The organism is Streptomyces sp. NPDC001220 (assembly GCF_053597895.1).
In genome coordinates this window covers 82,624-104,417 of sequence record NZ_JBSFJE010000014.1, presented here as the reverse complement: position 1 = coordinate 104,417, position 21,794 = coordinate 82,624, and the positions used below count along the sequence as shown (strand labels likewise).

At 70.0% G+C, this 21,794-nt stretch carries 13 protein-coding genes and 2 pseudogenes; 3 read left to right on the top strand and 12 right to left on the bottom strand.

Annotated features, from left to right (window positions below; all coding sequences use genetic code 11):
- Position 1 precedes the first annotated feature (1 nt).
- The 8 genes from ACWDGI_RS30715 to ACWDGI_RS30680 form a co-directional block, all read right to left on the bottom strand.
- Positions 2 to 1,852, bottom strand: a complete 1,851-nt coding sequence (locus ACWDGI_RS30715) for an HSP90 family protein (protein WP_450764523.1) — start codon at positions 1,850 to 1,852, stop codon at positions 2 to 4.
- Positions 1,853 to 1,895: 43 nt separating this feature from the next.
- Positions 1,896 to 2,882, bottom strand: coding sequence for a hypothetical protein (locus tag ACWDGI_RS30710; protein ID WP_450764521.1), 987 nt, complete (start codon positions 2,880 to 2,882; stop codon positions 1,896 to 1,898).
- A 107-nt stretch (positions 2,883 to 2,989) separates the two neighbouring features.
- Complete coding sequence (locus ACWDGI_RS30705) at positions 2,990 to 3,595, bottom strand: class I SAM-dependent methyltransferase (protein ID WP_450764519.1); 606 nt, start codon at positions 3,593 to 3,595, stop codon at positions 2,990 to 2,992.
- 32 nt (positions 3,596 to 3,627) lie between these two features.
- Positions 3,628 to 5,601, bottom strand: coding sequence for a discoidin domain-containing protein (locus tag ACWDGI_RS30700; protein ID WP_450764517.1), 1,974 nt, complete (start codon positions 5,599 to 5,601; stop codon positions 3,628 to 3,630).
- Positions 5,602 to 5,680: 79 nt separating this feature from the next.
- Positions 5,681 to 9,241, bottom strand: a complete 3,561-nt coding sequence (locus ACWDGI_RS30695; RefSeq protein WP_450764515.1) for a choice-of-anchor D domain-containing protein — start codon at positions 9,239 to 9,241, stop codon at positions 5,681 to 5,683.
- Between the two features lie 282 nt (positions 9,242 to 9,523).
- Positions 9,524 to 12,364, bottom strand: a complete 2,841-nt coding sequence (locus ACWDGI_RS30690) for a discoidin domain-containing protein (protein WP_450764513.1) — start codon at positions 12,362 to 12,364, stop codon at positions 9,524 to 9,526.
- A 309-nt stretch (positions 12,365 to 12,673) separates the two neighbouring features.
- Positions 12,674 to 14,065: an MFS transporter gene (locus ACWDGI_RS30685; RefSeq protein WP_450764511.1), complete on the bottom strand. Its 1,392-nt coding sequence runs from the start codon at positions 14,063 to 14,065 to the stop codon at positions 12,674 to 12,676.
- Positions 14,066 to 14,164: 99 nt separating this feature from the next.
- Positions 14,165 to 14,563: a VOC family protein gene (locus ACWDGI_RS30680; protein WP_450764509.1), complete on the bottom strand. Its 399-nt coding sequence runs from the start codon at positions 14,561 to 14,563 to the stop codon at positions 14,165 to 14,167.
- A 95-nt stretch (positions 14,564 to 14,658) separates the two neighbouring features.
- Between ACWDGI_RS30680 and ACWDGI_RS30675 the strand changes: the two genes are divergently transcribed.
- A complete protein-coding gene (locus ACWDGI_RS30675; protein WP_450764507.1) occupies positions 14,659 to 15,648 on the top strand; it encodes a helix-turn-helix transcriptional regulator in 990 nt (329 codons plus the stop codon).
- A 394-nt stretch (positions 15,649 to 16,042) separates the two neighbouring features.
- On the opposite strand, the gene ACWDGI_RS30670 is transcribed toward ACWDGI_RS30675, so the two are convergent.
- The 4 genes and pseudogenes from ACWDGI_RS30670 to ACWDGI_RS30655 form a co-directional block, all read right to left on the bottom strand.
- Entirely contained in the window at positions 16,043 to 16,678 is a 636-nt protein-coding gene (locus tag ACWDGI_RS30670) for a nucleotide-binding protein (RefSeq protein WP_450764505.1), read from the bottom strand.
- 597 nt (positions 16,679 to 17,275) lie between these two features.
- Entirely contained in the window at positions 17,276 to 18,091 is an 816-nt protein-coding gene (locus ACWDGI_RS30665; RefSeq protein ID WP_450764503.1) for an SAM-dependent methyltransferase, read from the bottom strand.
- Between the two features lie 82 nt (positions 18,092 to 18,173).
- Positions 18,174 to 18,422 (bottom strand): annotated as a pseudogene (locus tag ACWDGI_RS30660) (DUF397 domain-containing protein).
- On the bottom strand, positions 18,419 to 19,285 hold the full coding sequence (locus ACWDGI_RS30655) for a helix-turn-helix domain-containing protein (RefSeq protein ID WP_450764501.1): 867 nt from the start codon (positions 19,283 to 19,285) through the stop codon (positions 18,419 to 18,421). Before ACWDGI_RS30655 ends, ACWDGI_RS30660 begins: the two are co-directional and overlap by 4 nt.
- Before the next feature lie 403 nt (positions 19,286 to 19,688).
- Between ACWDGI_RS30655 and ACWDGI_RS30650 the strand changes: the two genes are divergently transcribed.
- Both ACWDGI_RS30650 and ACWDGI_RS30645 read left to right on the top strand, forming a co-directional pair.
- Complete coding sequence (locus tag ACWDGI_RS30650) at positions 19,689 to 20,069, top strand: hypothetical protein (RefSeq protein WP_450764499.1); 381 nt, start codon at positions 19,689 to 19,691, stop codon at positions 20,067 to 20,069.
- 467 nt (positions 20,070 to 20,536) lie between these two features.
- A pseudogene (locus tag ACWDGI_RS30645) lies at positions 20,537 to 21,448 on the top strand (non-reducing end alpha-L-arabinofuranosidase family hydrolase); the annotation flags it as partial.
- Positions 21,449 to 21,794: the final 346 nt, after the last annotated feature.

Below are 21,794 nucleotides of genomic sequence, written 5' to 3'. Positions count from 1 at the left end.
GTCAGCTGTCCTTGCGGAGGGCGTGGGCGAGGAGGTCGAGGAAGGAGCGGTTGATGAGGCTCGACTCGGCGGGCCTGAGCGGGCGCCGGGACAGCATCGCGGCCTGCCCGTAGAGTGCTTCGGCGCTGGTGCGGGCCAGTTCCGGCTCGTCGATGGTGACCGCGGTGCGGACCAGCGGGTTGAGCTGGTTGAGGATCAGCTGGGCCCGCGGGGCCTCCTGACGCAGGTGGCCGAGGATGTCGCCCCACACCCCGCCCTGCTGTTCGCGGGCGAGCTGGGAGCGGGTGCGCTCGTGCCGGGCCTCGCGGCTGTCGAGGAGGAGGGCGGGGGCCGAGGCGGGCTGGAAGGTGCGCAGCGCGACGTCGCAGTCGAAGACGGCGAGGGCGTCACGGGCCTGGGCGAGGTAGGCCGCGGCGGCGAGTTCCGTCTCCCGGTCGACGGGGTCGAGGTGGGCGGTGAGCGTGGCCGGGTCGAGGTCGGCGACGCTGACCTCGGGCCTGATCTCCGGGAGCCGGTGGACCAGTTCACGGTCGTAGGTGTAGCCGCCGTTGACGACGCCGAGCCCGGCGGCCGAGGCGATCGCCGCGACCTGCCGGAACTCCTCGACGCTGGAGGTGACGAGCACGGTGCGGTGGGTGCGTGCGAACTCGTCGAGCGTGGCGTGCCCGGCGGTGGTCTCGAACGGCAGCCAGGGCAGCAGCATCCGCAGGATCTCGTCGTCGTGCACGGCGAGGGACTTCACGGCCAGGTGGTGGGCCTGGAGGAAGCGGCCGAGGAGGTCGGGGTCGCTGGCGGCGGTGCGGGCGATCCAGGCGCGCAGCCGCTCGGCGAGGGCCTCACGGACGGCGGCGAGGGTGTCGTCCTCGTACAGGGACTCCCGGGACGCGGTCGGGCGCAGGCTCTCGGCGTCGAGGACGCAGCGGACGAAGAACGCCCACTCGGGCAGGATCTCCTCGGCCTGCTCGGACAGCAGCATGCCCTTGACGTGCACGCGGTGGCCGTGCCGGCGCCCGGCCGGTACCGCGTCGGGCAGCACGCACGCGATGCCCTTCAGGCCCACGGCCGGCAGGTCCAGCTCGATGGTGTCCAGCGGAGTGAACCCGAAGGTCTCCTCGCCGTAGGCGGCCAGCGCGCGGGCGCGTGCTCCCGGCGTGGGATGGGTACGCGCCCAGGGTGCGGGCTCGGGGTTGACGGACGCGCCCCGGCCGCCGGTGCCGTCGTCGAAGGTCACCGGGTGACGCAGCAGCGAGCCGAAGTGCCGGGCCAGCGCGTGCACCTGGGCCGGCCGGGTCCAGTCGCCGGTGTCGGCCCGGGGCGTCAGGGTGACGGTGGTGCCGGGCTGGGGGCGGGCGGAGGCGGGCAGGGTGCGGACGGAGTAGCTGCCGTCGCCGCGCCCCCGCCACTCCACGGCGGGGGCGTCGGGGGTGCGGGCGGACCGGCTCAGGACGTGGATCTCGTCCGCGACCAGGAAGCAGGAGAGCAGGCCGATGCCGAACTGGCCGATGAAGTCGCCGCGCTGCTCGGCGATCTTCTCGGCACGCTTGCTGCTGCGGCCGATGGTGGCGAGGAAGGCGTGCACGTCGGCCTCGGTGAGACCGACGCCGTCGTCCTCCACCCGGACCACCGAGCCGTCGGCGTACAGGCGGATGCCGAACGCGTCGGCGGGGGCGCCCGGTTCGAGGGTGTGCCGCGCCGTCAGCGCGTCCACCGCGTTCTGCAGGAGTTCGCGCAGGTAGACGCGGGGGCTGGAGTAGAGGTGGTGGGAGAGGAGGTCGACGAGGCCGCGCAGATCCACCTGGAAGGTGCGGTCGGCGCCGGCGTCCTGGCTCAAAGGGGTGTGGGGCAGAGTCATCGGGCAGTCCGGGGTGAGATGAGCGGCGGGCGGGGTGGCGGGTTCAGGCGTTGCGCCGGGCGCGGGCGTACATCTTTTCCGGCTCCGCCGTGTACCTCCACGGCCACTCGGTGAGGGCACCGTCCAGCTCGCGGAAGACATACGGCAGAGCGATCCGCTCCGAGGCGAGGGACAGGGCCATGGCGAAGACGTTGAAGTCCTGCTGCCAGCCAGGGCGGCGCTCGTAGTCGGGGTGGAGGACGCTGCGCTCGGCCGCCTCCAGCAGCTCGTCCTGGATCTCAGGGGTGACGAGGCAGTTGTAACGGTCGGACTCGACCCAGTCCTCGATGTGCGCGACGGCGACCACACAGCCGAGGCGATGTCCGTCGGGTGCCTCGGCGAACGCCGTGCGGGCGAAGGCGAGGGCCTCGCCGGGCTCGCCGTTCCACCGGGGTTGGAGGTACGACACCCACTCGACGTGGCTCTCCAGGTCCAGCGGATCGCGGCGCAGGGCCGCGTCGAGGCGAGTCTCGTTGACCGCGCGGCCGAGCGAGATGCCACGGCCGGAGGTGAGCAGGCGACGCCACGGGGTGACCCACTCCGGCCGCAGCTCGGCCGCCTCCAGCAACTGCTCTTCCGCGATGTGCAGCCGCTTCCGGAAGACGCGCCACTGCTCGGGCGTGACGTCCATGGCACTCGCGCGGGTGCGGGCCTCCCAGCCCCAGCTGACGTGGCGCGCACCGGATATCAGCAGGGCGGTCGCCCGGTGCTCCTTGTCCTCCTCGACGGCGCGGCCGATCCAGTCCTGCACACCGTCCAGGTCGGCCAGTTCACCGAGGACCAGGTCGTCTCGGCCGAGATCGAAGGGGGCCAGCGCCGCCCTGACCGCCGCCCAGTCACCGGCGCCGGCCGCCTCCACCAGCGCGAGCACCCTGGTGTCGCCGAGAGCGCGCAGCGGGTACGTCCCGTTTCTCAGTTTGCGCGGCACGGGAAGGGCGTGCGGATCCGCCGCCGGTCTCTCCCCGCCTCTGCCGAACAGCTTGCCGAACATGCCGCGCCCTCCCCAGGATCCGCGTGATCATCGGAGTGCAGCATAGGCGGCCCCACCGACATCACTTCCACAGGGTTTTCACCGGGGGCTCACGGCCACCGGAGGGTTCAGCGGCGGTGCACGCTGACGGCGTAGCCGCCGCCGTCGTAGGGGTCGGCGTCCCAGGTGGCGAAGCGGTCGGCGAGGGTGAGGCCGGCCGCGGCGCAGCAGTCGTCGTACTCGGGCAGGGTGATGCCGGGCGGCACGGGCAGATGGGCCTCGTCCAGGCCGAAGCCGGCGACCAGCAGGCCGCCGGGGCGCAGGGCCGCGGCCAGGCGCTCGACCACCGCGGCCTCGGTGCCGGGCGCGAGCAACGGGAAGATGTTCCCCGCGGTGACCACGAGGTCGAAGTCCGCCGCGATGCCGAGCCGGCGGGGCTCGAACCCGGCCAGGTCGGCCTGGAACCAGGGCAGTCCGGGCGCCTGCCGTCGTGCCACCGCGAGCATCGACGCGTCGAGATCCACTCCGACGCAGTCGTACCCGAGCTCCGCGAGCCGGATCATGACCCGTCCGGTCCCGCACCCGGCGTCCAGCACCCGCGCTCCGGCGGGCACGAGCGCGGCACAGAACCGCGCCTCGCCGTGCACGTCCTTCCCGCTGCGGGCCACGGCAGCGAACCGTGCGGCGTAGTCCGCCCCGGATGTGCCCCCGGTCAGTTCGTGCCAGCGACTCATGTGACGAACTATAGGCCGAGGTGGGCGGGGTATCAGGCCCCGAAGACCTGGAACTCCGAGACCTGCCCGGCCGGCCAGCCGTTGTTGGCGGTGATGGTGAGTCGTACGTAGCGCGTGGTGACGGTTGCGGGGAGCGTGAGGGTCGCGGTGTTGCCGGTCGCCGGGTCGAAGGTGTAGCCCGCCGAGGCGAGCAGCTGGGCGAAGGTGCCGCCGTCGGTGCTGCCCTGGACGGAGAGCGTCTGGGTACGGGTGGACCAGGCGGTCGCCGGGGGAAGCTTGAGGACGATCCGTTTGATGCCGGTGGCGGCGCCCAGATCGACCTGGATCCACTGTGGGAAGGCGTTGTTGGCGGACTCCCAGTAGGTGTTGGTGTCGCCGTCGGTCGCGTTGCCCGAGGCGTAGACCTGGGTGTGGCTGCTCTCCGAGGTGGGGCGGTGCAGGGCGAGGTTGGTGGTGCCGGAAGGGGGGTCGGTGGTGACGGTGACCTGGTTGGAGGGCTGGGACACGTTGCCCGCCGCGTCGAGGGCGACGACGTCGAAGGTGTACGCGGTGGACGCGCCGAGTCCGGTGACGGTGAACGAGGTGGCGCCGGTGGTGCCGACCTGTGTGCTGGTCGAGCCGGAGACCTGAAGGACGCGGTAGCCGGTCACGCCGACGTTGTCGGTCGCGGTGTTCCAGGCCAGTGCGACGGAGGTGCTGGTGTGCCCGGTGACGGTCAGGCCGCCCGGTGCGGCGGGCGGTGTGGTGTCGCCGCCGGTGGGGAGGGTCGGCCGGGTGGGGCGGGTGGCGGTCAGCGCGATCTGGCCCTTGAGCATGCGGCCGCCGTCGCCGGTCAGGCGCAGGTAGTAGTCGGAGGAACAGGCGGTGCCGTCCTCGTCGAGGGCGAGGAATCCGGAGTTGGTGGGCACCCAGGCCTGGGTCTCGGCGGTCTTGGCGATCTGGTTGCCCTCGTTGTACTCGTCGAACATCGAGATGTAGATGCCCTGCACCCCGGCCCGGACCACGTTGTAGAACTGCCGCCACATGAAGTCGCCGTGCGCGCGCTGCCGGCCGGAGACGTCGCCGGGCAGCACGCACGGCTGGTAGTCGATGCCGTTGGCGTTGCAGTCGGCCTGGTCGGGGACGGTGTAGGTGGTGTAGGCGTTGTCGGCCTCGGTCACGTTGCCGATCGCGCCGACCATCCACGGCGAGATCATGTTGAAGGCGTGGTAGACGCCCAGGAAGCCGGGCTGCGAGCCCCCGGTCCCCGTCCGCCATTCGCGCGGGACGCCCCCGATGACGTAACACCCCTGGCTTTTGAACCAGTTGACGACGTCGAGGCAGGCGTCGGCGGTGAAGGGGTGGTTGGGGTCGTTGAAGCCGAAGCCCCAGATGCAGACGACCGGCTTGCCGTTCTGCTTCGCGTACGCCGGGGACGCGGTGTACGCGGACATCTTGTTCGTCCAGTCCGTCTTGATCTCGGACTGCATGTTCGTCCAGTTGGAGACGTCGTACATGATGTAGAACTTCCGGCCGTACGACTCGGCGGCGCCGCGCACCCTGGTCGCCATGGCGTCGCGGGTGGGGCCCTCGCCGCCGGTGGGGTTGAAGCGCTGGAGTGCCGCGGTGTCGATGTTGTTCTGCTGCATCCACAGGAAGTGGGTGTTCACGGTCTGCTGGTCGTAGGAGGAGAACAGGGTGGCCGGCTGGCCGTTGCCGAGGCTCGCGTACGAGGTCTGATAGGTCTTGGTGAACTCACGCACGTCGGGCCAGCACTTGATGTTGGTGTTGGTCGGGGACGGCGACCGGCCCCAGTCCTGGCTCCAGTGCCACCAGCCGTTGATGGGTGCGCCGTCGCCGATGCAGGCGAACCAGCCCTGGTAGCCGACGGTGACCTTGCCGACCACGTCGCCCGGCGCACTGGCCGCTGACGCGGTGGGGGCGAGCACGGTCCCGGTGGCTCCCACGGTTCCCACCGCGGTGGATGCGATCGCGGCCCTCAGGAAGACTCTGCGTGTGACACCCATCTGGACTCCTCTGGTCGAATGGCCTTCCGGTGGTCGGTGCCGCCGGGCGCGCCCGCGCCCGGCGGCACCACAGGTCGGGTCAGGTGTTCCAGACCTGGAACTCGGAGATCTGACCGGCCGGCCAGCCGTTGTTCGCCGTGATGTTCACCCTGACGTAGCGCTGGGTGGTCGCGGTGAACGTGATGGTGACCGTGTTGTTGGTGGTGGGGTCGAAGGTGTAGGTGGCCGACGATTTGATGGTGGTGAAGGAGGAGCCGTCGGTGCTGCCCGACAGGGAGAGCGTCTGGTTACGGGCGCCCCAGCCCGCGGGGAGCTGGAGGACGACACGGCTCGCACTCTGTGCGGAACCGAGGTCGGCCTGGACCCACTGCGGGAAGGCGTTGTTGGCGCTCTCCCAGTAGGTCCCCTGGTTGCCGTCCGTCACGTTCGACGACGGGTAGACGTCGGTGTGGCTGGACTCGGTGGTGGCCGCGCCGGCTGCCAGGTTCCGGCTGGTCGCGCCCGCACCGGTGCCGGTCAGCGCGACCGTGGTCGTGCCGTTCGACGCGTTGCTGGCGATGCTGAGGTCGCCGGTGCGGGTGCCGGACGCGGTGGGCCTGAACGTGACGTTCACCGTGCAGGAGGCGTTCGCCGCGATCGACGTACCGCAGTTGTTGGTCTGCGAGAAGTCGCCCGTGACGGTGATGCCCGAGACGGTGGCGGCCGCGGTTCCGGTGTTGGTCACCGTGACCGCCTGCGCGCTGCTGGAGGTGTTGAGCGCCTGGGTGGGATACGACAGTGACGTCGGGCTGGCCGACAAGGTCGCCGGCGAGGAGCCGCCGCCGCTGGGGAACACCTCGAAGTCCGACAACTGGGCCGCGTTCCAGCCCGTGTTGGCGGTGATGTTCACCCGGACGTATCTCGCCGTGGCGGCGCTGAACGTGATGGTCGCCGTGTTGTCGTTGGTGTTCGGGTCGAAGGTGTACCCGGCCGACGCCTTGATCGTGGAGAAGCTGGAGCCGTCCGTGGAGCCCTGCACCGACAGTGTCTGGGTGCGGGCCGACCACGCCGTCGCCGGCGGGAGTTTGAGCACGACCTTGCCGACGCTGTAGTTCTGGCCGAGGTCGACCTGGGCCCACTGCGGGAACGAGCCGTTCGTGCCCTCCCAGTACGTCGAGGCGTCCGGGTCGGTGAGGTTCGAGGCGACGTAGGGACTGCTGCTCGAACTCGCCGTCGCGGGCCGCCCGGCGGCGACGTTGGTGGTGCTGTCGATGCCGCTGCCCGTCAGGGAGACGGTGGTCGGGCTGTTGTTGGCGTTGCTGGTGACGGTCAGGTTGCCGTTGCGGGTGCCGCCCGCGGTGGGCTTGAAGCCGACGGTCACCGTGCAGGACGCGCCGACCGCGAGGGTGGAGCAGTTGTTGGTCTGGCTGAAGTCACCGGAGGCCGAGACTCCCGAGACGGTAGCCGACGTGGTGCCCGAGTTCGTCACCTTGACCGTCTGCGCGGTCGCCGACGAGCCGACCACCGTGCTCTCGAAGGACAGGCTCGCCGGGTCGGTGTTCAGCACCGGGCCCGGCGCGGTGCCGGTACCGGAGAGGCTGACGGTGCTGGTGTTCCCGCCCGCGTTGACGGTCAGAGTGCCGCTACGGCTGCCGGTCGCGGTCGGCGTGAACTTCACGCTGACCGTGCACGAGCCGTTCGCCGGGATCGACGAGCCGCACGTGTTGGTCTGGGAGTAGTCGCCGCCGACGGAGACCGACGAGACGGACGCGGCGCTGTTGGTCGGGTTGGAGACCGTCACGGTCTGCGCCGCGCTCGTCGAACCGGTCGCCACCGAACCGAAGTTGAGCGCGCCGGGGGTGGCCGTCACGCCTTCGGACGGGTAGGGCGGGTAGACCGGAGCGGGCCACCCTCCGCAGTACGGCGTGCCGCTGATGCCGGAGTTGCCGCCACCGTCGGTCACGACGAAGTTGCCGCCCGAGCAGTTGTACACGGGGGACGAGTAACCGACGCCGGTCGCCGTGACGTTGGTGAACTTCGCGGCGCCGCCGGTCTGTTCCTGAAGGGCGAAGGTTCCGGTGCCGGCGATGGTCACGTTGTTGAGGTTGACGCCGCTGATGGTGCCCTCGACCCACTGGACCGCCTCGTACGGGCTCTGCTGGATCAGCGCGTTGGTCACGTTGATCGGCCCGTTGATCGCGCCCTGGCTGCCGTCGAACCAGAGTGCGCCCACACCGAACTGCCAGTTCGGGTCGAGGCTGCCGTCCCGGATCAGGGTGTTGTCGGAGATGGTGGTGGTGCCGACCGGTGTGGACGTGAAGCGCTGCCCCACGTGGATGCCGCCGCCCTGGGCGATACCGGAGTCCACCACCCGGTTGCCGCTGACGGTGTTGTCGTGGCCGCCGTAGATCGCGATGCCGTTGGCGAGGATCTGCAGGGACACGGTGTTGTTGGAGATCGTGTCGTTGGCGTCGGCACCGAGGGCGGAGTCCGCCCAGGTGGCGATGCCGTCGTCGCCGGTGTTGCGGATGTCGCTGTTGGTCACCTTGGAGTTGGTGACGCCGCCGTGGAAGTTGATGCCGTCGGCGGTGGTGTCCCGGATGCGCAGGCCGGTGAAGGTCAGCCCGTCCATCGGCCCGTCCATCCAGGCGCCGACCTTCATGTGGTCGATCCACAGGTTGGAGACGGTCGAGTCGCTCATCGCGCCGCCGATGCCGTTGACCTGCGCGCTGTCGTTGCGCTCCTGCACATTGCCGAAGATGGCGAAGTTCTGGAGCCGCACGCCGGTGCTGGCCGAGGGCGCGGAGTTGCCGTAGAAGCCGGGTGCCGTGCCGGTGACGGTCGAGTACCACATGCCGGCGCCGGCGATCGTGACGTTGTTGACGCTGATGTGCCCGGGGATGTTGTAGGTGCCCGGCGGGATCCAGACGGTGCCGCCGGGTCCCGCCGCGCTGATCGCGGCGTTGAACGCGCTGGTCGCGTCGCTCACGCCGGTGGAGTCGGCGCCCTTGCTGGTCACCGACACCGCTCCCGAGGGTGCGGTCAGGGCGGCGCCGACCTGCTCGAAGTCGGCGAAGTCGATCGTGTACGAGGAGGCCGTGTCGCCCGCGTCGACCTGGAGCTTGAAGGTCGTGCCCGCCGGATAGGTGGTGGAGAACAGGCGGTGGGCCTCGTCGTAGAAGTGGTGCGGGTTGCTGCCCGGTGTGTTGGTGAAGGGGTAGCTGCCGTAGTACCAGCTGTAGGCGTTGGTCAGGGTGAAGTCGGGCTGCTTGACGCCGTTGATGTACAGCGACAGCGCGGCGGTGTAGACCGAGCCGCCCGAGGTGTCGGGGATGCTGTACCGGAAGTTGATCGAGTTGGTGGCCACCGGCGTGGTGAAGGTGACGTACTGGCCGGTGCCCTGCAGCGTCGTCGCCTTGCGGTACGACGCCTCGTCGGCCAGCTGGCCCTGGGTGTAACTCGGTCCGATGGGCGAGCCGTTGCTGGCGGAGTTCTCCGCCTGTACCTCGACGTACGGCAGGCTCGCACCGCTGCCACCGGTGGCGGCGGTCGCCGCCGCGGCCGGTTGGACGGCCAGCGTGAAGACGCCGACGACAGTCAGCATCGCGGTACTGACCGCCCAGACGAGGGCTCGTCTCAGATCTCGGATGGAATGGAACACTTGCCACTCCTTTGATCACGAAATGCCGGAACTGTGCCGCTGACACCGCCAGAGAGGGAGGGACGGGACGCAAAGAGAGAGGGGGGAGACAGGAGGCGGTAACGACGCGAGTGGGACCGTAATATCCTCGACATGGACACGCAAGAACTAGACAGAGCATTGCAACAATAAAAATTCAGCCCGCAAGATCTAATGTGCCGTCGGAGGCCGCGCCCGGTGCCGGGCCGCACACATGCCGGTGCCGCCGGACAGGTTGTCCGGCGGCACCGGCGGAGGACGGGGTCAGGAGGTCCAGATCTGGAACTCGGACACCTGGCCCGCGGGCCAGCCGTTGTTGGCGGTGACGGTGACGCGGAAGTAGCGGCGGGTGGCGGCGGGGAAGGTGAGCGTGACGGTGTTCCTGGTGCCCGGGTCGAAGGTATAGGTGGCCGAGGATTTCAGGGTGGTGAAGGTGGTGCCGTCGGTGCTGCCGCCGAGGGTCAGGGTCTGGGTGCGGGCGCCCCAGGCGGCGGGCAGTTGCAGGACCACGCGGGAGGCGGTGCGGGCCGCGCCCAGGTCGACCTGGACCCACTGCGGAAACGTGTTGTTGGCGCTCTCCCAGTAGGAGCCCTGGTTGCCGTCCGTCACGTTCGACGACGGGTACACGTCGGTGTGGCTGGACTCGCTGGTGGGCCTGCCGGCGGCGAGGTCGGTCCCGGGGGTGTCGGTCGTCGCGGCGAAGTCCAGGTGGTTGATGTTCCAGCCGCCGGTGTCCTGGTCGAGTGTCAGGATCTGCCGGCCGGCGGGCAGGGTCACGCGGGTGGTCACGGTGGCCCAGGTCTGCCAGTCGCCGGTGGCGGGCAGGTCGACGGCTCCGGTGAGGTCGGTGCCTGCGGTGTTCGACAGGTGCAGCGCACCAGTCACCGCGGACGGGGCCGCGACACGGAGGCCGAGGGTGTAGGTGCCGGCCGTGGCGACGTCCACGGTGTAGCGGAACCACTGTCCGCCGCCGGTCCACCCCAGGTTGTAGCCGCCGCCGGTGTCCGAGGTGCTGTCCAGGTCCATCCCGTCGGCGCGGTAGGCGTTGGCGTTGCCGTTGACGGAGGTGACGTTGTAGGCCACCCCCTGGCCGCCGGTGTCGTAGTTTTCCGCCTGCACCGTGCCGGGCACGGCGGCCGGGGTTCCGCCGTACGGGCCCTCGGGAGCGGCCGGCGGCCAGTGGTTGTCGCTCAGTGTGGCGACGAACCCGCTGGAGTTGTTGACGTAGGCCGAGGCACCGGCACCGAGCCCGGTGACCGTGTTGCCGGTGATGGTCGCGGAGCCGGTCGGCGCGGGGTAGAACGACGGCGAGATCGCGATGCCGTTGCGGCCGGGATCGTCGACGGTGTTGTCCTGCAGCAGGGTGTTGGTCGAGGTGGAGAAGCCGATCCCGTCGTAGAGGGAGTCGGTGACGGTGTTGCCGGTCACCGTGACCTTGTCGACGATCCCGGTGTTCTGCCCGTCGCCGCCGTTGCCGATGTGCAGCGCGGGCTGGCCCTGGCTGTAGGCGTTGCCGCCGGAGCGGACCACGGTGTTGCCCGTCACGGTCGCGGACAGCAGGTCGCTGCCGTTGACACCGAAGCGGCCGGCGCCCAGTCCGATGTAGCGGGCCGTGTCGCTGATGTAGTTGTTCCTGATCTGGTGGCCGCTGCCCCCATAGATCCCGACACCCTTGCCGCCCCACGGCGCGATCGAGGTGTTGTCGCTGACGGTGACGTCGGTCATCGGGTGGTAGTAGGTCTTTGAACCGTCGCTGTTGGTGTTGTAGTTCACCGAGTTGACGGCGATCGCGTCGTCCCCGGTGCCGCGGACGAAGTTGTCGGTGACCGTCAGGTCGTTGCCGGTGTCGGCGCCCAGCGACACGTTGTTGACGTTGATCCCGTCCGCCCAGATCGACGTCAGCCTGCTGTTCTTCACCGTCCCGCCGGTGCCGGAGGCCCAGAAGCCCGACATGGTGTGCTGGGTCCAGATGCCGTCGGCCAGCCAGTCGGTGCCGGTGGTGTCCATCGCGCCGCCGTCCCCGCCGACGGTGCTCCGGCTGACGGCGTTGGCGTCGATGTGGAAGTCACGCACGGTGCACGAGGTCAGGTCGAACAGAGCCGCCAACGGCGTGTTGTTGGGGACCGGGACGTCCCGGTAGACCGTGCTGTACCAGAGCCCCGCGCCCGCGATGGTGATCCCCTGCGCGTTCAGTCCCGCGGTGCCCTTCACATAGAAGGTGCCCCGGGGGATCCAGAGGGTCTTTCCCTGCTGCTGGGCCTGGTCGATGCAGTTCTGGATGGCGGCCCGGCTGTCCACCGACTGGCCGTCGGCCGCGCCGTTGGTCGGGTTGTCGTCCGCCACCGCGCCGCAGCTCGTGATCGAGATCGAGTTGGCCGGCTGTGTCAGCGGCGCCGGCGGGTTCTCCACGTCGACGGAGTCCACGTCGTAGAAGGACGCGCTGTTGGCGGAGTCCTTGCGCAGCGAGAAGGTGGCGCCCGCCGGGATCGGGGTCCCGGTGACGAAGGTGTGCGACTCGTCCCAGAAGACCCTCGGATCGCCGTCGGCCGGGTTCTGGTTGTCGCTCGTGTTGTAGTTGCCGTTGCCCTCGTACACCCAGCTCTGCCGCGAGTTGAGGTTCAGGGCCTGCCGGAACACCCCGTTGACGTACAGGTCGAGCGTCCCGGTGACACCACCGCCGGACGCCGAGTCCGGGATGCTGGCACGGACGTTGAGGAAGGAGATCGGCTGCCCGGTGCTGTTCGTCCACTGCACCGACTGGCCCGTGTCGTCCAGGTGGACATAGGAGTGGCCCGACGCCTCCAGGGCCGCGCTCGAGTACTGCGTCGTCGGCGCCGAGGTCAGCGACCGGACGGCCGCGCCGCCGGCCGGCGTGCCCGCCTCGGCCTCGTACACCGAGAACGGCGTCGCGGCGCCCACCGCCGCGCCGGCCTGCGTCTGCGCGTGCGCCTGCGTCTGCGTCTGCGTCTGCGTCTGCGCGTGCCGGGGTGCCTTGAACGACGGCGCCCCCTGTGTGGCGGCGGCCGGTAATACGGACACGCACATCGCGCCGACCGCGGCGACGGCGGCCACCGCCAGCCGCCGGGGTCTGAAGATCGTCAGCATCTGAAGCTCCTCAACGGTGTGTGGGGGAACTGGCGCCCCGACCGTACAGAGCCCTCATGCGGCCCGCTAGATTCTGACGAAGCGAAGAATGATTCGCGCAAGGATCTGCAACTTTCTGGCCAAAGTCCGCAAATCCCGGATGAAGCGGTTCTCGACGCAGGGAGGCGCCAGAAATCCCGACATGGAGGCACCGGACGTCCCGACTTGGAGGCGCCGAAAGTCCCGACATGGAGGTGGCGAAAGTCCCGACATGGAGGTGGCGAGAAGCCCCTGCCCGTGGCGGATCTCCCGCCATGTGGGTGGGCGTTCTCAGGTCCGCTTCGGCAGCGCCGGCACGCACCGCCACGCGAGGCACGCGGCGGCCAGGTAGGCAAGCGCGCCGATGGCCATGCTGGTGCGCAGCCCGGTGTCGTAGTCGGTCGCGGTGGCGAGCAGACTGCCGCCGAGCGCGACGCCGGTGGCGCTGCCGATCTGGCGGGTGGTGTTGAACAGGGCGGAGGCGGCGCCCGAGTACGCCGAAGGCGCGGCGCCCATCACGGTGGCGGTCGAACCGGTGAGGGCGAACGAGGTACCGAACCCCGCGGCCATCATCGGGGCCACCAGCAGCGGGTAGCCGGGGTCGGCTCCCGCCGCGGCCCAGCCGGCCAGTCCCAGGGCGGCCAGGAGCATGCCGGTGACCACCAGCGGGCGGTCGCCGGTACGGCGGGTCAGCCGACCGGACAGGACGGAGGCGAACATGGTCATCACCACCGCCGGGAACAGCGCCAACCCGGTGCCGAGGGCGCTGAAGCCGCGCTGGTGCTGGAATTCCAGACTGGCGGTGAACACCATGCCGTAGAAGCCGAAGTTGAACAGCAGGCCGATGGCGGCGCCACCGCTCATCGCACGGGACCGCAGCAGGCTCGGCGGAAGGACGGGAGAGCGGGCCAGCCGCTCACGTACCGCGAACGCCGCGGCGGCCAGCACGGCCAGGACCACCCCGGCGAGAACGGCCGGATCGGACCAGCCTCGCCGTCCGGCCTCGTTGAGCGCCGCGGTCAGCAGCGCCACGGCCGCCACCACCGCACACTGCGCCGGCCAGTCCAGGGCCCGGTCCGTGCGCCTGGGCGAGCGTGCCACGTGCCGCAGCGTCAGCGCCAGGCAGGCCACGCCGACGGGCAGGTTGATGAGGAACACCCAGCGCCAGCCCATCGTGGAGACGAGCAGCCCGCCCAGCAGCGGACCGGCGGCGGCCGCGATGCCCGCCATCGAACCCCACAGCCCGAAGGCCCGCGAGCGCTCGGCCGACGCCGGGTAGGCCTGCTGGAGCAGGGCCAGGGAACCGGGCACGATCAGAGCCGCACCGAGCCCCTCCGCCAGCCGCGCCGCGACCAGGAACGGGGTGCTCGCGGCGAGCGCGCACGCGGCCGAGGACAGCGTGAACACGGCGACGCCCGAGCAGAAGATCCGGCGGTTGCCCAGCCGGTCGCCCAGCGCGCCGCCGGTCAGCAGGAACCCGGCGAAGACCAGGGTGTATCCGTCGGTGATCCACTGGATGCCGGTGAGCGAGGCCGACAGCTCCCGGCCGATCACCGGCACGGCGACGTTGATGGCCGTCACATCCAGGATCACCATGAAATACCCGGCGCACACCGCCAGCAGCGGCGCCCAGGACCGTCGTCCGGACGCCGGGGCCGGTTCCGTGAACGCCACGATCCGCACTCCGTCCCGTCTGCCGACACACGACCCAGAAGCCACCATAGGGGACGTTTCGCAAACCTTGGTGGCACTTCGGACGCGGCCCCGCCGCCGCGCGTGGCGTCAGCGCGCGAACTTCTCCTTGGCAGCCGGGGTGACCGGGGTGAAGAAGTTGACGAGGTTGCCGTCGGGGTCGCGGAACAGCAGCGACCGGTTGCCCCAGGGCATCGTGGTGGGCTCGGTGACGAACTCGGTGACGAAGCCGGTCAGGTCCCGGTGGACGCGGTCCACGTCGTCGACGAGGAACTCGGTGATCACACTGCGGTTGTCCGCCGGGTGGGCGGAGCCAGGGGCGAACAACGGAACCGTGCGGGTCCCGGCGATCGCGAGGGTGGCGCCCGCGGTCCTGAGTTCGGCGAAGTCCGCGGTGGCCCACGCCGCCCGCGCCCCGGTGGCTCGCTCGTAGAACTCGACGAGGCGCGCCACGTCGCCGGTGATGATGCGGATCGAGACGAAGTCCATGGGATCTCCTTGGCTGCTGTGCTGAAGACGTGCACTGCGCAGGCTAGGGAAAATAGTGGACAGAATCAGTCCGGTATCCGCGCTAGGTTAAGACCATGCCTCGCCCCACCGGCCGCGTGCTGACCCTCCTGGAGCTGCTGCAGTCCGGCGGCACCCGGACCGTGGCCGAACTCGCCGACCGGCTCGGCGTCGAGGGGCGCACCGTGCGGCGGTACGTGAACCAGCTGATCGACCTGGACGTGCCCGTGGAATCGGTGCGCGGCCGCTACGGCGGGTACCGGCTCGCCCCCGGGTACCGCCTGCCCCCGCTCATGCTCAGCGACGACGAGGCGCTGGCCGTGCTGCTCGGCCTGGTCTCCGGCCGCCGGGCGGGGTTGACGACGGCGGAGCGCACGGCGAACGAGACGGCGTCGGCGAAGATCCGGCGGGTGCTGCCCCAGCACCTCGCCCGTCGGCTCGACGCGCTCCTGGAGACGCTCGCGTTCACCGAGCGGCCCGGCGGTTCCGACACCCCGGACGCCGGTGTCCTGCTCACCGTCGCCGATGCGGTGCGCCACCGCCGACCGGTCTCGATCCGCTACACCGACCGCGACGGCCAGCGCAGCGAACGCACGCTGCACGCGTACGGGATCGTCGCCCACTCGGGCCGCTGGTACGTCACGGGCCGGGACGCCCGGGTCGGCGAGGACCGGACCTTCCGGCTCGACCGCATCACGGACGCGAGAACCCTGCCCGGCTCCTTCGAGGTGCCCCCGGGGCCAGGTCCGGCAGAGCGCGTGCTGTCCGGGTTCGCGACGGCCGAGTACCGGCACGAGGTGACCTTGCGGATCCACGGGACGGTCGAGCAGATCCGCGCCCGCCTTCCCGCCTCCGTCGCGAACCTGGAGGCGTACGAGCCGGTGGCGGACCAGGACCCGGCGGGCGAACGGTGGCTGCGCGTCGAGCTGCGGGCGGAGCGGCTCGACTGGCTGCCTCCGGTGCTCGCCTCGCTCGACCGGCCGTTCGTCGTGGAACGCCCCGACGAACTGCGCCACCTCGTCGCCGCGCTCGCCGACCGCCTCGCGTCCTACGCCCGCGAAGCGTGACGGCGAAGGCGGCTCAAGCTCCGCGATCCGCCCGGTGCCCTCGCTGCCTCCCCATGAGAACCGGCATCCCGCGGGCGCATGCGTCCGGGCCTCCGCCGTCCAGCGGGATCACCCGGCGCAGTCAAGCCAGTGGGCGAGCGGAGGCCGGTGCAGGCGCGACTGCGTCACCCGGCTTACGGGTCGCTTCTCGGGGGTCGCAGGACGGCGGCGCCGGCCCGCACCATCACGGACACCGTTGACCCCGCCCATTGCACGAGGTCACGCGGCAAGCCGGAGTCGAGCTCGATGGTCACCCGCACGTATCGGGTGTGCAGCTGAGTGACTTTGACGGGACGCGGTACGACGGCGTCCGGTCCCCGCTGCAATGCGGCTCGGTAGGTGTCCTTCCGCTGATTCATGCCTTGTCCTGTCGCTTGATGAGTTCGTCCGCGAGGTCCATGTACGCCGAGGCCTTGACTTCCACCGGACTTCCGAATGACTGGGCGTACAGGTCGAGCCGCGGAATGTGCGTGGACAACACGTCGAATCCCCGCTCGGTGAGAGCTTCGCGGGCGTCGGCATCGGGACCCGTACGCGTCGCTTCGGCGCGATTCGTTCGGTTCAGCAGAACGGCGGCGTGGGCCGGCTGGACGCGCAGGGACTGTACGTCGCCCATCTCGCCGCCGATGGGCGCCATGCGATCCAGCTCGATGGGAGCTGGAGTCACCGGCACGATCCATTCGCTCGCGTACCTCATGATGCTGCGGGCGATGTGCGCGTGGTCCTCCATCTGCGGAGCGTCGAACACGACGGCCTGCCGGTCGCCCAGGAAGTCGTTCACGCGCCGGTGCACATCGCCCACCGGGAGAGCGACCACAGGAAACGGGAAGCCACCTGCCAATTCGCTCCAGCGCAGCGCGGAGGAGGCGGGGTCGCTGTCGACCAGTAGCGGGGGGACACCCGACTCGTGGAGTGCGTGGGCCAACCAGACCGCGCTGGTCGTCTTTCCCACCCCGGGCTTCAGGTTCACAAAGGCGTAGCTCAGCGGCACACGAGTCAACGTATGGTCGCGAGCGGCTGCCCGGCCGTCGACTCGGGGCGCACAGTGCCGTCATTCACCCTGCGGCGCCGGTGAATCATTCGTATGGGCCAGTACGGAACTCGCAAGGCCCGAGGGGGATCGACAGTGAGCCGGCAGCTCTCGCCGGGACGATGGCCGGCTCGTCGGACGGCCTCGTGGGGGTGTGCAGGCCGCAGTCGTGTCGCTGGTCTTCCCGGCGTTGGTGACGGTCACGACGACCCGGTCGCCGGGCTTTGCGGTGCAGCTCTTCGAGGACGTGCACTCGTGGCTCTGGCGGGCGCACACCACGACCCGGGACGCTCCCCCGACCCGGGCCGCTTCGACGTCCGGCGGCCCGCAGGCGCTCACGTCGCCTTCGGCCACGGCATCCACTGCTGCCTCGAGCGCCGCTCGCCCGCGCCTCCGGGCAACCCTGGGCCGCACCCGATACGGCTCGCCCAGGGGCCCGCGGAACCACGCGCTGCCCTCGAGGACAACCTCGTGAGTCTCGGGCTCCCACAGCTCTCCCTGGTCAACTACCTTGCGGGCGCGGGTGCCCAGCCGGCCGGACTGTCGGCCCGACCCCGGTCAGCGTTTGATGCCCACGCCCGCCAACAGGCTGATCTCGGCGTCCGCGATCTCCGCACCGTCGGCGGGTCCGGCGGGCCGCCAGCGGTGGCAGCAGACGATGCCGGGTTCGATCAGGTCGAGCCCGTCGAAGAAACGGCGGACGTCGCTGTGCGAACGGAACTGCACCGGAGACCCGGAGTTGGTGTAGGCCTCCGCGACCTTGTTCCAGGTGACGGGATCGAAGTCGGGCGTGCAGTGGTTCATGGCGAGGGCGCTGCCCGTCGGCAGCGGGTCGAGCAGCCGGTGGACGATGGCGTACGGGTCGTGCGGGTCTGTGACGAAGTGCATGAGCGCGTTGAGGGAGAGGGCGATGGGCTGGTCGAAGTCCAGGATGTCGGAGTCCTCCACGGCGCTCATCAGCGCATCGGGGTCGGTGACGTCGGCTTCGACGTAGGCCGTGCGTCCCTGCGTCGTGCTGCGCATGAGGCGTTCGGCGTACTTGAGGACGAGGGGGTCGTTGTCGGCGTACACGACGCGGGCGTCGACCGCGACGGACTGGGCGACCTGGTGCAGGTTGGGCTCGGTCGGGATGCCCGTGCCGATGTCGAGCCACTGGCGGATGCCGTGCTCCTGCGCCAGCACGCGGGTGGCCCGGTGCATGAACGCACGGTTCTCGCGCGCGGTCACGGGGAGGCCGGGGTGGGCCTTGGCGGCGACCAGGGCGGCCTCCTTGTCGACCTCGAAGTGGTCCTTGCCGCCGAGGAAGTAGTCGTACATCCGGGCCGAGTGCGCCCTGCTCGTGTCGAGATTCCGGCTGGCCTGACTGGTGGTCATGTTCTCCCTTTCATGCGTGTGTTCATCGGCCCGCAGGCCAGGAACGGGACCGGTGTCGTTGTCCCTTCTGACCGCCGCCGGTTCACCCGGCGGCCAAGTGATCAGCCAGGCCCTCCTTGACCCCGCGGATGAACGCGGCGGTCTCCTCCGGCGGGTAGATCTCGCCGGTCCGGCCGGGTCGGTCGACCGCCGTACGGCCTCGCGGCCGTCGGCGAGTTGTTTCGCCTCGACGCACTGACCACCGTTCGGCCCGCCAGGGCCGCTCCCAGCCCTGTTCCCCGAGACTGTGGGCCGGCATCCCGTTGCGGATGCCCTCGTCGGTGATCGTCATGAGTACTCCTTGCGCATGCGGTTCAAGAGCGCCCTGCTGTCCTCGGACGACGTCAGCAGCGCCATACGGGAATGCGCCTCGAGATGGGCGACGACGTCCGCGCGCTGGTCCAGGTAGACGGAGGCGGACAGGAGTTCGCTGTAGACGATGTCGGGCAGCTCGGGTTCCTCGAACCGGAAATACGTGAAGGGAGCACACGCCCCGACGTGCGCACCCGCGGCGAAGGACACGATGTCCAGGCTGACATGCGCGAGCTGGGACACGTCCAGGAGCCGCTCGATCTGCTCCCGCATCACGTCAGGGCTGCCCACCGCCCGGTGCAGGACGGCTTCCTCCATGACCACCCACAACGTGGGGGCGTCCTCCCGCTCCAGCAGGCTCTGGCGGCGCAGCCGCAGCTCCACGCGGCGCGCGAGCTCCTCCTCGTCGCCGTTCGGCAGCCCGCCGCGCAGCACGGCGCGCGCGTAGTCGGGAGTCTGCAGGAGGCCGGTGACGTACTGGGGTTCATAGGTGCGCAGGGTCTTGGCGCTGGTCTCCAGGCTGACGTAGGCAGTGAACCAGCTGGGGACGACGTCGCGGTAGGAGTGCCACCACCCGGGCTCGTTGGCCTGCTCGGCCAGGTCGACGAACTCGTCGATCTCCTGGCGGTCCGCGCCGAAGGTCTCCAGGAGCTTCTCCACGTAGAGAGGCTTCAGCGCGACCTCGGCCTTTTCCAGCCGACGGATCGTCAGAGTCTTCACGCGCAGTGCTTTTGCCGCGTCCTCCAGCGAGACACCGGCACCGAGCCGCATGTCCCGCAGCCGGCGGCCGAGGACCATGCGCAGGACCGTCGGCGCACTGGTCCCGGAATGGGCTTCACCCACGCCGAACCTCCTGAAGGATCATCAACAACACCATTCTTGCAGTGACTTGATGACCACGCCAGGGTGATATCCGACTTCTGAAATTATCAGGGAGTCGGTTGCAGCGGGAGCACGATCACGCGCATAGTTGACATGTGAGCGGTCAAGCCACAGCTCTGACGCAGCATCCGGCCCGGAGCTGACGGCCGGCCCCTGACGCCATGGGCACCGGCCGGCGCGGAATGTGGCGTCAACCCCGGCAACGACGGCCCGGATGCGGCGTGGCCAGGCCCGGCCTGCTGCGCAGCAGGCCGGTTCCCGCCGTCCGACGGCAGAGACCGCCGTCGGCACCGCACGGCCCCGCTACGTCCCCCTTCACGCGGCGAGGAACCCCTTCTCCTCGATCGACCTACAGAAGGCGCCCATGGCCCCCCACAGCGAAACCGCTTCTCCCGTCGTGCTGTACGTATGCGCGGACCGAGCCCCGGGTGCGCGCGGGGCGGCCACGCTGTGCGCACAGACGGAGGGCCACGCGTTCGCCCAGGAGCGCGGACTGACGATCGCCGAGGTCGTCACCGACACGTACGGTGAGCCCGACCCGGCCCAGCGCAGAGGGTGGCAGCGGGTGAGGGAGCTGGTACAGACAGGCCACGTCATCGCGGTACTCGTCCGCTGGCCCAGCGCCATCGCCCCGGAGTCCGCGCACGAACTCCGGAACCGCGAGACCACCTGGCTCCACGACCACGGAGTGCGCATCCAGTACACCTGGGCGCCCTTGTCTTCGCGCAGCGACGAGGCGCGGTGATCCCCTTGCCGAACCTCATCCATGCAGGTGGGAGCGGCTGCCGCGGGTGTCCGGAGCACGGCCGTACGTGCTCGCGGTGATCGAGCACACGAACCGGCGCATACGGATCCTGGGCGCGACCGGCCCGCAGGCGAGCTGAGAGGTCTACGCCCGGTTCCGCTCCGAACTGGAGCGCTCCTACGCCGACACCCACAAGGCCGAGGACTCCGCCCGACGCCTCGGGTACGGCGTCAAAACCCTCACCCGCGTCTGCCGGGGCCCGCAGGGATTCCCGAACCCGGGCTTCACTGCCGTCAGAACCCTGACCGCTCGGCCCTCACAACCGCGGCCTGTTCAGTCGGACTGCCGAGCGATTGTTTCGAGTCGATCGATGACCGACATCTGGACAGCGCGCCTGGGCACGTGGGACGTCCCGCCCCGGCGTGCGCACCGCGTCACACATCGCACCCGCACCCGCACCCGCACCCGCCCCGAAGTCGGACGCGACGCACAACATCGCCGGCATCAAGGACCCGTCGGTCGTCTACTACAACGGCAAGTACCACGTGTTCGCCAGCACGGCGAGCGCCTCCGGGTACAACCTCGTGTACCTGAGCTTCAGCGACTGGTCCCAGGCGGGCTCCGCCACCCACTACTACCTCGACCGCAGCGCCATCGGCACGGGATACCGCGCGGCTCCGCAGGTGTTCTACTACGCGCCACAGCGCCTGTGGTACCTCGTCTACCAGACCGGGAACGCCTCGTACTCGACCAACGCGGACATCAGCAATCCCAACGGCTGGAGCGCCCCGCGGAACTTCTACTCCTCGATGCCTGCGATCATCGCGCAGAACATCGGCAACGGGTACTGGGTCGACATGTGGGTGATCTGCGACAGCACCAACTGCTACCTGTTCTCCTCGGACGACAACGGGCACCTGTACCGCTCCCAGACGTCCGCCTCGCAGTTCCCCAACGGTTTCACCAACACCGTCATCGCCGCACAGGACACCAACAAGTACGCCCTCTTCGAGGCGAGCAACGTGTACAAGGTGCAAGGCAGCAACCAGTACCTGCTCCTCGTCGAGGCCATCGGATCGGACGGACGACGCTATTTCCGGTCCTGGACCTCCAGCAGCCTCGCGGGCTCGTGGACCACGCTGGCCGCCTCCGAGAGCAACCCGTTCGCCCGGGCGAGCAACGTCGCCTTCCTCGCCGGGACCTGGACGAAGGACATCAGCCACGGTGAGATGATCCGCGCCGGCTACGACCAGACGCTGACCATCCCCGCCTGCAAGCTCCAGTACCTCTACCAGGGCCACGACCCCAGCGCGAGCGGCGACTACGACACTCTGCCGTGGCGGCTCGGACTGCTGACACAGACCAACTCCGCCTGCTGACCGCTCCCGGACGATCCCGCCGCCTGTGGGGCGCGGGATCCGCCGGGATCCGTTCCTCGACAGGGTCGAGGAACGGATCCCGGCGGTCACACACCGCGGACCCGCACCGACCTCAAAGTGAAGCTCGCTCCAACGAGGACGGCCGGACCGACGGCCAAGATGCCCATGCGGGCCGCGTACGACGCCCGCGCCGACGAACTGTATGTGGCGTACGCCGACGCCCCCGGTCCGAACGGACAGTCCAACGGCAGCGTGCACAAACTGGCCGTCGCCGCCGGATCTTTTGCGGCGGCGACTCGTCACGCTGCACGATGCCCGGCCGCAGAGAAACCCCGATGAGGTGTCG